The 12,014-nt window shown below is 56.1% G+C and carries 11 protein-coding genes and 1 tRNA gene; 6 read left to right on the plus strand and 6 right to left on the minus strand.

What is annotated here, in order from left to right:
* Positions 1 to 28: 28 nt before the first annotated feature.
* Positions 29 to 1,048 (plus strand): zinc-binding dehydrogenase, encoded by a 1,020-nt coding sequence (locus H4317_RS06220; protein ID WP_185889275.1) that lies wholly within the window; start codon positions 29 to 31, stop codon positions 1,046 to 1,048.
* 107 nt (positions 1,049 to 1,155) lie between these two features.
* Complete coding sequence (locus tag H4317_RS06225; protein WP_185889276.1) at positions 1,156 to 1,449, plus strand: hypothetical protein; 294 nt, start codon at positions 1,156 to 1,158, stop codon at positions 1,447 to 1,449.
* Between the two features lie 64 nt (positions 1,450 to 1,513).
* On the opposite strand, the gene H4317_RS06230 is transcribed toward H4317_RS06225, so the two are convergent.
* On the minus strand, positions 1,514 to 2,839 hold the full coding sequence (locus H4317_RS06230) for an FAD/NAD(P)-binding protein (RefSeq protein WP_185889277.1): 1,326 nt from the start codon (positions 2,837 to 2,839) through the stop codon (positions 1,514 to 1,516).
* Between the two features lie 297 nt (positions 2,840 to 3,136).
* The gene (rfaD, locus tag H4317_RS06235; RefSeq protein ID WP_185889278.1) at positions 3,137 to 4,105 is read right to left on the minus strand and encodes an ADP-glyceromanno-heptose 6-epimerase; all 969 of its coding nucleotides are present in this window, start codon (positions 4,103 to 4,105) and stop codon (positions 3,137 to 3,139) included.
* A gap of 124 nt (positions 4,106 to 4,229) precedes the next feature.
* Here rfaD and H4317_RS06240 point away from each other — a divergent pair, with 124 nt between their 5' ends.
* The 4 genes from H4317_RS06240 to lpxB all read left to right on the plus strand — a co-directional run bounded on the left by H4317_RS06240 (position 4,230) and on the right by lpxB (position 7,992).
* Complete coding sequence (locus tag H4317_RS06240; protein ID WP_185889279.1) at positions 4,230 to 5,150, plus strand: ABC transporter substrate-binding protein; 921 nt, start codon at positions 4,230 to 4,232, stop codon at positions 5,148 to 5,150.
* Positions 5,151 to 5,228: 78 nt separating this feature from the next.
* Positions 5,229 to 6,227, plus strand: a complete 999-nt coding sequence (locus H4317_RS06245) for a FecCD family ABC transporter permease (RefSeq protein WP_185889280.1) — start codon at positions 5,229 to 5,231, stop codon at positions 6,225 to 6,227.
* Between the two features lie 137 nt (positions 6,228 to 6,364).
* A complete protein-coding gene (locus H4317_RS06250; protein WP_185889281.1) occupies positions 6,365 to 6,781 on the plus strand; it encodes a 6-pyruvoyl trahydropterin synthase family protein in 417 nt (138 codons plus the stop codon).
* A gap of 101 nt (positions 6,782 to 6,882) precedes the next feature.
* Positions 6,883 to 7,992 (plus strand): lipid-A-disaccharide synthase, encoded by a 1,110-nt coding sequence (gene lpxB / locus H4317_RS06255; RefSeq protein WP_185889282.1) that lies wholly within the window; start codon positions 6,883 to 6,885, stop codon positions 7,990 to 7,992.
* A gap of 80 nt (positions 7,993 to 8,072) precedes the next feature.
* Here the strand turns inward: lpxB and clpX are convergent, their stop codons facing one another.
* From clpX to H4317_RS06275, 4 genes are all read right to left on the minus strand, one after another.
* A complete protein-coding gene (gene clpX, locus H4317_RS06260; protein WP_185889283.1) occupies positions 8,073 to 9,296 on the minus strand; it encodes an ATP-dependent Clp protease ATP-binding subunit ClpX in 1,224 nt (407 codons plus the stop codon).
* A 191-nt stretch (positions 9,297 to 9,487) separates the two neighbouring features.
* The gene (locus H4317_RS06265) at positions 9,488 to 10,195 is read right to left on the minus strand and encodes a ClpP family protease (protein ID WP_262892753.1); all 708 of its coding nucleotides are present in this window, start codon (positions 10,193 to 10,195) and stop codon (positions 9,488 to 9,490) included.
* A gap of 112 nt (positions 10,196 to 10,307) precedes the next feature.
* Positions 10,308 to 11,636 carry a trigger factor gene (tig, locus tag H4317_RS06270; protein ID WP_185889284.1) on the minus strand — a complete coding sequence of 443 codons (1,329 nt, stop codon included), beginning with the start codon at positions 11,634 to 11,636 and terminating at the stop codon, positions 10,308 to 10,310.
* A 123-nt stretch (positions 11,637 to 11,759) separates the two neighbouring features.
* Positions 11,760 to 11,841 (minus strand) — tRNA-Leu (locus tag H4317_RS06275).
* Positions 11,842 to 12,014 lie beyond the last annotated feature (173 nt).

Here is a 12,014-nt window from a genome sequence, read left to right on the forward strand (position 1 = left end):
CTCATCTACTCATTCCGTACCTCGCTACATGCAAGCACTCGTCCTCGACGGTATCAACCAGTCCGTACAGCTCCGCGAAGTTCCCACCCCGCAGCCCGCGCCCGGCCAAGTGCAGGTGCAGCTACACGCCGCCGCCCTCAACCACCGCGACGTCTGGATTCAGAAAGGGCAGTACGCCGGCCTGAAGTTTCCTATCATTCTGGGTTCTGATGGTGCGGGTACTGTTACGATGCTGGGCGAAGGGGTAGATGCCAGTCTGCAGGACCAGCAAGTGCTTATCAACCCTGGCAGCCACTGGGGCAACCAGCCTGCCGCACAAGGCCGCGACTTCCAGATTCTGGGTCTGCCTCAGGATGGCACTTTCGCTGAATATATATGCGTCGATGCGTCGCAGGTGCGTGCAAAGCCGGCACACCTCAGCTTCGAGCAGGCAGCTACTTTGCCCCTAGGCGGCCTCACCGCGTACCGTGCCACGTTCACGCGCGCGCAATTGCAAGCCGGTGAACGGATTCTCATCAGCGGAGTAGGCGGCGGAGTAGCATTGCTGGCGTTGCAGATGGCAGTAGCCGTTGGCGCCGACGTGTGGGTTACATCGGGCTCAGAGGAGAAGATAGCCAAAGCTGTAGCGCTGGGAGCTAAGGGAGGCATCAGCTACAAAGCCGAAAAATGGCCTGCTACGCTCACCAAACAGGCTGGTGGCGGCTTCGACGTTATTGTGGATAGTGCTGCCGGACCGGGCTTCAACGACCTGATTGATGCCGCTGTCCCCGGCGGGCGCATTGTGTTCTACGGGGCTACCCATGGTGACATTCCGGAGTTGGCGGCCCGCAAAGTGTTCTGGAAGCAACTTTCATTATTGGGCTCCACGATGGGCACAGCGCAGGATTTTGCAGCCATGGTAAGCTTTGTCGAACACTACCGCATCATGCCTGCCATTGATGAAACCTTTGCTCTGGCCGAAGGAGAAGCAGCGCTCCGCCGCATGGATGAGGGTCTGCAGTTTGGGAAAATAGTGTTGAAAATAAAGTATCTGGGTTCAGGTGCTTAGGTGTATAAAAGCCAATATAAATAGTTGAAATGCACGGAATGAAAAAGGTGCTACCTGCGTTAGTATTTTGATGGGATTTTAACCCCGAAACCTACTAACTTGCCTCTATGAAAACGCCTGCTGAATACCTGCAATGCCCGGTTTTTGAACTGACGTATCCCACGGGTGACGCAGCCGAATCGGTGCCGGTAGTTGCTTACGACGACGCGCTGCGCGCCGTGGATGCGGCCTTGGCCGACGCCGAGAAATACAAATATCTGTTGATGCGCGCCCTGCGCCGCCACCACGCCGATACGGCAGTGGGCCCGGCGCTGATACCGCCGGCCTCCCGCTTTCAGGAGTACATTGCTCAGCCCGATACGCCCGTTCTCCCACTCTACCCCGACGAGCAGGCTGCTTAGCTAGTATGTAGTGCTATTTCGAAAGCCAGACCCCAGGGTCTGGCTTTTTTGTGTATAAACGGTACTACCAGCGCCGCCTTAGTTCCTGCGCGAGTGCCACTGCCTGTTGCCGCAACTCCGGCACAGCTGTCGACTCGAAATAGGCAGGGCGGCGGCTGGGGCCAAGAGTGAAGAACAGTGGTGACGCTTGCTGGGCAGCATCGAGTAGTGCACCATGCGCATCTGTTTGGATGCCGAGGCCTAAGGTGTCAGGCTGCAGGTAGCCGGCAGTGCGCAGGCTCACTACCAGTGGGTCCTGAATGCGGCTGTAGTTTAGCAAGGGTCCAGTGCAGCTAATGACGTGCCGGGTGCGCATAGAGTGATGCTGTTGTCTGTAGTGGGTCTGGACCATCAGTCCTTCTCCTTCCACTGCAATACCACTTACCCGGCCACTAAGCATGCGTATCTGGCCTGTTGCCATCATGCCGCGTACTATCTCATCATTTTGCGGGGGGCTGCGGTGGCGCAGTACAGCCCAAATTGAAGCCAGATGCCGCAGAAACCGCGCCTGCTCGGCAAGTGGCCACGCAGCCCAGATCTGGCCCAGATCCGGCCGCAGTGAGTCAAATACCGGCCGCCAGTCCCATCCTGCCGCCGTTGCCTCCCGGACACGGTGGCGCACGGCGGCCAGCACTTCCGCCACGGTGTGCAGGCCCCGGAGCTCCTGTTCGTAAAAGCTGGGGTACGGCGTGCTGGCTGGCCCGTGCGCCGTTGGCCAGCGCTGGTGCCTCGACACCACCGTGACAGGCGCGCGGTGGCCATCAGCGCGTAAGCCCAGCAGCACGTCCACGGCTGTAAGGCCGGTCCCGATGAGCAGCACTTCGTCGTCGGGGGCAATATTGCGGAGTGCGCCCTGAGCCCACGGGTTGCCATGGAAATTTGGATGCGCGAGGTAGTCACCGGGGCGGGCAGGCGAGGCAGGCGGAAAGTTGCCTAGGGCCAGCACAACCGCGTCGCTGAGCAACTCCGTGCCATTAGCGAGGCGCACAGTGGCATGGCGGACGTTAGTGGCAAGCTCAGCCGCTACAGCAGCCTGCGGATGCCAGTGGAAAGTAAGGCCGTTGGCGGCGGGCTGATGCAGCAGGCCCGCTACCATTTCCTGCAGATAGCGGCCGTAGGTCTGGCGGGAGCAGAAATCATGCTCACAGCTAATAGCATTGGTGCGCAGCCAGTCCGAAAAGTGAGACGGCTCATCGGGAAAAGCGCTCAGAAAAGGGGCCCGCACATTAAGCAGGTATTCGGGCCGGCGGGCGGTATAGGCCAGGCCAGGCCCTGGTGCTGGGCGCGGTTCCACTATGTGCACCGTGCCTGCCAGCGGCCCGGGTAGCCGAGCCAGCTGCATGGCTGCCATAGAACCCGAAAAGCCACCGCCTACAATCGTAATAGTTCGTTGCTGCACTAGGAGAGAGAGGTGAAAAGTGGCGAATCGGCCCGAAAAAATGGGTGAAAAATAGTTCTTAACAAATCCGGCCGGCTGTTTCCATCCAAATCAGAAAGTCAAAATGCCCGAGCTACAGGCTTTTCTAAAAAGGCCCGGCCCGGTTGTGGAGCTACCACAACCGGGCCGGGAGAACTGTCAGGATAGTATTTGCGACCGAAAGCCTAGGGCTACATCCCACGAGTAGAAGGCAGCCAACAAAATTTAGGCTTAGTAGTATGTGCCCGGCACCAGGTAGTTGCGGACGTAGTCGTTGATGCCGTCTTCGAGGCGAGTGAAAGGCCGGTCGTAGCCGATGCCGCGCAGCTTGCTCATGTCGGCCTGGGTGAAGTACTGGTACTTGTCGCGGATGTCCTCCGGCGTGTCGATGAAGCGGATGTCTGCCACCCGGTCGAGTGCCGCGAAGGTGTTCAGGGCCAAATCGAGGAAGGAGCGCGCCTCACCGGTACCCAGGTTGTAGATACCGGAATTTTGGCGGTGGTGCATCAGGAAGTAGCACACTTCCACTACGTCTTTCACATACACGAAGTCGCGCATCTGGCCTCCGTCGGTGTAGTCGGGGTTGTGCGAGCGGAACAGCGACATGGAGCCGGTTTTGTTGATCTGCTCGAAGGCATGCATTATCACCGACGCCATGCGGCCCTTATGGTATTCATTGGGGCCGTACACATTGAAAAACTTCAGCCCAGCCCAAAAAAACGGCTTTTCTACTTGGTTGACAGCCCAATTATCGAAGTCATTCTTCGAGTCGCCATACGGGTTTAGCGGGCGGTAGAGGGGGAGCAGGGCGTCGTCGTGGTCGGAGTAGCCGAGCGTGCCGGAGCCGTAGGTAGCCGCCGATGAGGCATAGACCAGCGGCAGCTGGTACTGAACGCAGGCCTGCCACATCTGCTTGGAGTAGTTCAGATTGAGCAGGTCCAGCACGGCGCGGTCCTGCTCGGTGGTGTCGGTGCGGGCTCCGAGGTGGAAGATGAATTCCACTTCCTCATGATTGGCGTCCAGCCACTCAAAAAACTCGTTGCGGTCTACGTATTCCCGCAGATGCTTGCCGGCGAGGTTGGCCAGCTTACGCTCCACGGCAAAATTGTCCACCACCACGATGTCGTTGAAATTGGCGGCGTTGAGACGGGTAACAAGGCAGCTGGCAATAAAGCCGGCGGCTCCGGTGACGACTATCATAGGGCAGAAATTTTCTCAAAAGTAGGACCGATTTGGTTCAGTACGCGCCCCGGCCCACTTTCAGCTAAACAGGGGCCGCTGCAGATTTGTGTTATTGGCCACGGCTGTGTTCTACCTTTGGCGCATGCACTACCCGTTCCTGAAGCCACTACTGCAGGCTCTACCGCTGCTCCTGCTGCTGGCCTGCCGCCCCGATACGCCCGCTACCACCGAAAAACCCACGCCAGCTACTGCCCCGCAGCAACTCACCGACGACCTAGGCCGCCGCCTCACCGTAGTGGCATACCCGCGCCGGGTAATGGCGCTGGCACCTTCCGCAACCGAAATGCTGTACGCCGTGGCCGACACAGCCACCATTGTGGCGCGCACCCAGGTCTGCGACTACCCGGCGGCAGTGTTGCGCAAGCCTGTTGTCAGCAGCTACCCCTTGGATATGGAGAAGCTTGTGCAGTTGCACCCCGACATCGTGTTTACAGTGGAAGGTATTACGTCTCTGGATGATGCCGCCCGGCTGGAAAAATTTGGTATTCCAGTCTATTTCCAACGTTTCGGTAGCATGAAGGATATATTCCGGGCCCTGAATGACATGGGCCGTATTCTCGGCCGCCCGGCCCAGGCTCGGCACTTCACCGACTCGCTGCAGGCAGAACTACAGGCCGTGACAACTGCTACACCTGCAGGTAAGCCACGTCCGCGCGTGCTGGCCATCACCTGGCAGGACCCCATCTATGTGTATGGCCAGAACACGCTCTTCACCGATAAAATCCGTCTGGCAGGCGGCCAGAACGCGGTGACAGAACAATTTGCTCAGCCCTATCCGGCGCTTACCCGGGAATACATTCTCAAGCTGAATCCGGACGTGCTACTAGGTGGCAGCTTCGGCAAGCTGGACAGTACGTTCTTTAGAAATTACCCCGAACTAAAGCGTATTAACGCCTACCGCAACCACCGCGTCTATGGCATCACCGGCAACCTGATGGAAAGGCCCGGGCCGCGTGTGGTAGAATCGGTGCGGGAACTGCAGCGGATAGTATCCGGCCGCTAGCTGCTCACAAACACTTATCGAATCAAGGAGACAGCTGCAACAAACAACCGACGCCCCCTGCAAACTACCTTTGACTGCATGAACCAACGCGCCCTGCCCTGGATTGTGGCCAGCCTGCTGCTGATGCTGGCGCTGGTAGTGCTGGGCCTTCGCATCGGTTCCTACGAGACTGATTACGGCTTTATCCTGCGCACGCTCACGCACTACAACCCCCAGGACCCGGCGCAACTGGTATTGATAGAACTGCGGCTGCCACGCATTCTGCTGGCGTTGCTGGCCGGGGCCGGACTGGCTTTCAGCGGCTATCTGATGCAGGCCATGGTCAACAACCCGCTGGCCGACCCCTATCTGCTTGGTACGGCTTCCGGAGCCTCATTGGGCGCTATTCTGTGCCTCTCGTTGCTGCCCAGCCTCACCTTGGGCGGATTTTATCTGCCGCCGTTCTTTGCCTTGGCTGGTGCGCTGGGCACTACGTTGGTGGTGGTGGCCGTAGGGAGCCGGCGGGGGCAGATTATTCCGGCGCAGCTACTACTTGCAGGTGTGGCGGTTGGTTCGCTCACTACAGCCATTGGCGGCGTGTTCACCTTTCTGTCAGCCACGCAGGAGAAGCTGCGGAGTGTCACGTTTTGGGCGGCTGGTAGCTTCGAGCGGGCTGGCTGGAGCGTATTGCCCTATCCGGCGCTTATGCTGGCGGCGGCGTTACTGCTCTTTGGCTTCGTCCAGAAAGACCTCAATATTTTGCTGCTGGGAGAGGAACGCGCCCAAGGCCTGGGCGTAAACGTGGCCCGTACCCGTTGGCTGCTACTGCTCACGGCTTCCGGTCTGACAGGCTGCGTAGTGGCGTTGTGCGGCCCGGTGGGCTTTGTCGGGCTCATGGTGCCGCATCTTACTCGCTGGCTGCTGGGTGTCACGGGGCGGGCCAATATGCTGTTTTGCGCACTGCTCGGCGGTAATTTCCTGCTGGCCTGCGACCTATTGGCTCGGCTGCTCTATCCACCTGCTGGCTTGCCCGTAGGGTTGGTCACGGCCCTGTTCGGCGTACCGTTCTTCGTATATTTGCTGCGAAATAAAGGTTGATTGTCGCCTGTCATCCCGCGTGAAACGAACAATCTGGCTGCGGTGCGAGTAGAATTCGCCCTACAGCCTAGGCGCTTCGTACCACTCCCGATGACAGGTTATTTGTCAGCAACCGTCTTGCAGCCACCCGCCTACCCATGATTTATATCAGCCGACAGGAACACTTCAACGCCGCGCACAAGCTCTACAACCCCAAGTGGAGCGAGGAGCGCAACCGGGAGGTGTTCGGTCCCTGCGCCAACACCAACTGGCACGGCCATAACTTCGACCTAATAGTGACCGTGAAGGGCAAGCCCGACCCGGAAACCGGTTTCGTCATCGACCTCAAGCAGCTTAGTACGCTCATCCGCACACATGTCATCGACAAGGTAGACCACAAGAACCTCAACCTAGATGTGCCGTTCATGGAAGGCCAGATGGCCAGCACCGAAAATCTAGCTATTGCGTTCTGGCAGATTCTGGCTCCCGAAATTGAGTTGATTTCTTCGGCCCGGCTGCACAGTATCAAGCTCTACGAGACTCCTCGGAACTTCGTGGAATACCTGGGAGAATAATTAATAATTAGGAATTAACAAGTAAGAATGGCTGCTGCCCGGCGCTACGTTTTAATTGTCCCCAATTCCCGATTCTTAATTACTAATTCTTAATACAACAAATGAAATACTACCTCATTGCTGGCGAACGGTCCGGCGACTTTCATGCTGCCAGTCTCATGTCAGAGTTGCAGCAGCAGGATCCGCAGGCCGAGTTTCGCTTCTGGGGCGGCGACCAGATGCAGGCAGTAGGAGGTACCCAGGTGCGTCATTACCAGGAAATGGCCATCATGGGTTTCTGGGAAGCCGCTACCAGCCTGCTCAAGTTCCGGGGCTACCTGAAGCAAGTACAGCAGGATTTGCTGCAGTATAAGCCCGATGTATTGATTCTGGTAGATTACGCCGGTTTCAACCTGCGCGTAGCCAAGTTTGCCAAGGCACAGGGAATTAAGGTGTTTTATTATATCTCGCCGAAAATCTGGGCCTGGAATCAGAGCCGTGTGCACACCGTCAAGAAGCTGGTTGACAAGATGTTCGTCATCCTGCCCTTTGAGAAGGAATTCTACCAGCGCTTTGGCTATGACGTAGATTATATCGGCAACCCTATTGCCGATTCCGTGGCCGAGCACCAAGCGTCCCCCGACTTCTACCAGCGTAACCACCTCGACCCAAAACGGCCCATTATTGCGGTGCTGCCCGGTTCGCGCAAGCAGGAAATTGAAGAAATGCTCTACGAAATGACGGCCATCATCCCGCCGTTTCTGGACTATCAGTTCATCGTCGCCGGGGTCGATAACCTCGACCCGAACTACTACGCTCATTTCGAGCGCAACAACGTCCGCATCATCTTCGACCAGACCTACGACCTGCTGGCCCACGCCAAGGCAGCCCTCGTTACGAGCGGTACTGCTACGCTGGAAACCGCCTTGTTCGATGTGCCGCAGGTGGTGTGCTACCGCACCAGTGCTGTGTCGTATGCTATTGGTAAAGCCGTTATCAAAGTCCCATACATTTCCCTCGTCAATCTCATTGCCGACAAGGAAGTGGTGAAAGAGCTGATCCAAGGCGACTTCAACTCCCGCAACCTCGTTACGGAGCTGAAAAAGGTAACTGCCGACGAAGCATTCATTGCCCAGCAAAAAGCCGGCTACGCCGAAATCCGCGAGAAACTAGGCCAGCAGAACTCCGCCGAAAAAGCCGCCAAACTGATGGTAGGGTATTTGAAAAAGTAGATCATAGCCAGCAGATAACTAAAAAGAAAAGCGGCTCTCCACATGGAGAGCCGCTTTTCTTTTTAGTTATCTGCTGGTTTCTACGCTGCGCGCAGCTGCTTAATAGCCGTCTGCTCGAATTTACTCCGAGCGTATTCCTCGTCAATCACCAGTTCTTTCACGCCTTCCTCAGAAGGCATGTCGAACATGGCGTCGGTCATGATGCCTTCGCAGATGCTGCGCAGGCCGCGGGCGCCGAGGCGGTATTCGTCGGCTTTCACCACAATATATTCCAGCGCGCCTTCAGAGAAGCTGAGCTGGATGCCTTCCATGTCGAAGAGGCGCTGGTACTGCTTCACAATGGAGTTCTTGGGCTCCGTCAGAATCTTGCGCAGGGTAGCGTGGTCGAGCGGGTTGAGGTGCGTGAGCACTGGTAGGCGACCAATCAGCTCCGGAATCAAACCGAATGCTTTCAGGTCCTGAGCCGTAACGTAGCGCAGGAAATTGTCGGTGTCTACCTTTTCTTCGAGCTGCGTCTTGGCAAAGCCGATGGGCTTCGTGTTGAGGCGATTTTTGATGATGCGCTCAATACCTACGAAGGCACCACCGCAGATGAACAGAATGTTCTCGGTGTTTACCGTAATCATCTTCTGCTCGGGGTGCTTGCGGCCGCCGTGTGGGGGCACGTTCACTGTCGTGCCTTCCAGCAGCTTCAGCATGGCCTGCTGCACGCCTTCGCCACTCACGTCGCGCGTGATGCTGGGGTTGTCGCTCTTGCGAGCAATCTTATCAATTTCGTCGATGTAAACGATGCCACGCTCTGCTGCCTCCACGTTGTAGTCGGCAGCCTGCAACAACCGCGTCAGGATGCTTTCCACGTCTTCACCTACGTAGCCGGCTTCGGTAAGTACAGTAGCATCGGCAATGCAGAAAGGCACCTGCAGAATGTTGGCCAGCATGCGCGTCAGGAACGTTTTGCCGGTGCCGGTTTCGCCTACCATGATGATGTTGGACTTCTCAATCACCACGTCGTCCTTTTGCGGCTTCTGCATCAGGCGCTTATAGTGGTTGTACACCGCCACCGACATCACCTTTTTGGCTTCGTCCTGGCCTACCACGTACTGGTCGAGGTAGTCCTTCATTTCGCGTGGCTTCACGAGGTTGAACTTCGGCGCTTTCGAGTTCGTCCGAATCTTATTTTCCTCGTTTAGAATCTGCTGGGCCTGCCCGACACACCGCTCACAGATGTGCGCGTTGATGCCGGAAATCATAACCGAGACGTCTTTTTTATTCTTTCCGCAGAAAGAACACGTTATATCTGCCATTGCCAGGGAAGCTCTCAGGGTAGGGGAGGGTAGGCTGTTTACACTAAACCTACCTCAAAGGTACGAAAAGGCCAACGCCCCACAGAGTTAAAAAAGTGCCGTCAGGGTTGCCTTCTACTAAAAAGAAAAAGCCCACCGAAGCGGGCTTTTTGCTATACAAGCGTCATTCAGAATGACGTGAAAGGAAGAAATTACGCCTTCTTCTTTTCCAGAACTTCGTCAATTAGGCCGTATTCCTTCGCCTCATCAGCACGCATCCAGTAGTCACGGTCAGAGTTGTCGTGGATTTCCTGGTAAGTTTTGCCGGTGTGGTCAGCCAGAATGTCGTACAGCTCTTTCTTGAGTTTCAGAATCTCACGAGCTGTGATTTCGATATCCGACGACTGGCCTTGCGCACCACCCGAAGGCTGGTGAATCATGACGCGGGCGTGGGGCAGGGCCGAGCGTTTGTCCTTGGCACCACCAGCCAGTAGCACGGCACCCATCGAGGCAGCCAGACCCGTGCAGATAGTGGCCACATCAGGGTTTACATACTGCATGGTGTCATATATACCGAGGCCGGCATACACCGAGCCACCGGGCGAGTTGATGTAGAGCAGAATATCCTTCTTGGCGTCTACCGACTCCAGAAACAGCATCTGCGCCGTCAGGATATTGGCAATATAATCGTCAACGGCCGTACCCAGGAACACAATCCGGTCCATGATCAGGCGCGAAAACACGTCAATTTCAGCAAAGCGCGTGGGGCGTTCCTCAATTACCGACCGGGTCATGCCGGTAGGCATAATCAGACCGTTGCGGGTCTGGCCTTCTACGTGCTGGATGTATTGGTCAACGCCCAGACCGTTCAGGCCCTGGCCTTTAACGGCAAATTTGCGGAACTCTTGTTTATTCAGCATGGGAGAAAAAGTGGGAGATGAAATGTGTCAAACCGAAACCGACGGGCAACAAAAAAGCCCATACGGCAAGTAAGGGCTTTTTTGTTGGTTCGAAAACCGGAAATGTCAGCGCTTAGCCAGCATTCTGATTGCGGAAGTCCTCGGCCGTAATCGGGTTGTCGTTAACAACAACTTTGCCGCGCAGGTTTTCCAGCACTTTCTCTGCCAGAATGGCTTCATACTCCTGTACGTAGTTCTTGCCGTTTTCCTGGCGCAGGAAATTGTCAGCAAAGCCGCGTACCGACTCTTCCAGCTCCGGGGTCATTTCCATGTTGAACTGGCCCAGAATCTTCTGCATCGTGCGGTCCACGATTTCCTCGTTTTCCACTTTCAGGCCCTGCTCTTCCACCACTTTGTTGCGGATCAGGGACCATTTCAGCTCCTTCTCGTAGTCATCATAGTGCTCATCAATCTGCTCGGGAGTCAGTTTGCCTTCGTTGGCGCGCAGCAACCACTTCTTGAAGAACTCCTTCGGAATCTCAATCGTGGTATTTTCCAGCATCTTGTCGATGATCTGACGGCTCACCAGGTTGTCAGCTTCCCGGTCGTAGTTTTCCTGTACCGTGCCCCGGATTTTCTCGTCGTACTCTTCTTTCGAAGTCACGATATCCTTGCCGAATACTTTGTCGAACAGCTCTTGGTTGTGCTCCGGCGTAACAGTGCGGTTCACTTTTTCCACGGTCAGCGTGTAGTCGCCTTCCACAGCAGCCGCTTCCTCCTTGCTGAAGCCGGTGAAGTTGCGGATAGCAGTAGCGTCGCCACCGAACGAATCTTTCAGGTCGAAGGTCACAACGTCGCCGGCTTTCACGCCTACAAACTTGTCAGCACCTTTCGTTACTTTATTAGTTGGCAGCAACACTTGGCGGCCTTCACCTTCTTCCTCTGCCTTTTTCAGCTTGCCGAAGATGTAGTCACCAGCTTCCGACGCCTCAGGCTCCGAGGTTTCGCCGAACTGACGGCCGATCTGCTCGTAGGTTTCGTTGAGCGTGTTTTCGTCGAGGTCTACCTTGTGGCGGTCCACTGAAATGCTCTGGTCGGCCGGCAGTTCGAAGTTAGGCAGCAAGCCCAGCTCAAACTGGAAAGCAAAATCCTTCTGCGCGTCCAGGTCGATGTTGTTCGACATCGGCAGGGGCTCGCCCAAGATTTTGAGGTCGTTTTCCTTGATGTAGCCATCCACTGCCTTGCCCAGCAACGCGTTGATTTCGTCGGCCAGAATGCCTTTGCCGTACATTTTGCGCACCAGCGTAGCTGGCACTTTGCCCGGCCGGAACCCTTTGATCTGCGCCTTTTTGCTGTATCCCTTCAGTTTGGCATCCACAGCAGGAGCGTAGTCTGCCTCTGTGAGGTTTACTGTCAGGATGGCATTCAGCTGGTCGTCTTTCTTGTCGAGGGTAATGTCCAAAACGAGGGGTCGGTTAAGGGTACTACGTGTTGTAAACAGCGGGCTAGCCCGGTTAAAAAGAAACCCCCAACGGGTGGGTTGAGGGTTGAGAAGCGGTTTTTAGAGTAAAAACCTAAACTATTGTGCGGATGGAGGGACTCGAACCCACACGCCTTGCGGCACCAGATCCTAAGTCTGGCACGTCTACCAATTTCGCCACATCCGCGTCCTGAGGCCAACTGCCTTGGGGGCGCAAAGCTACAGAAGCCAACCGGAAATTCCAATGCAGAATTTACTTTACCTGTGTTGCTGGTACTCATGCTGCGCACCTTATGGGCCACAGGCTTGTTATATGAGTGAAAACCGGCAAATTCTCTTGCGTACTGGTCCAAGCTGGTA

This window comes from Hymenobacter sediminicola, assembly GCF_014250515.1.
Lineage (GTDB): Bacteria > Bacteroidota > Bacteroidia > Cytophagales > Hymenobacteraceae > Hymenobacter > Hymenobacter sediminicola.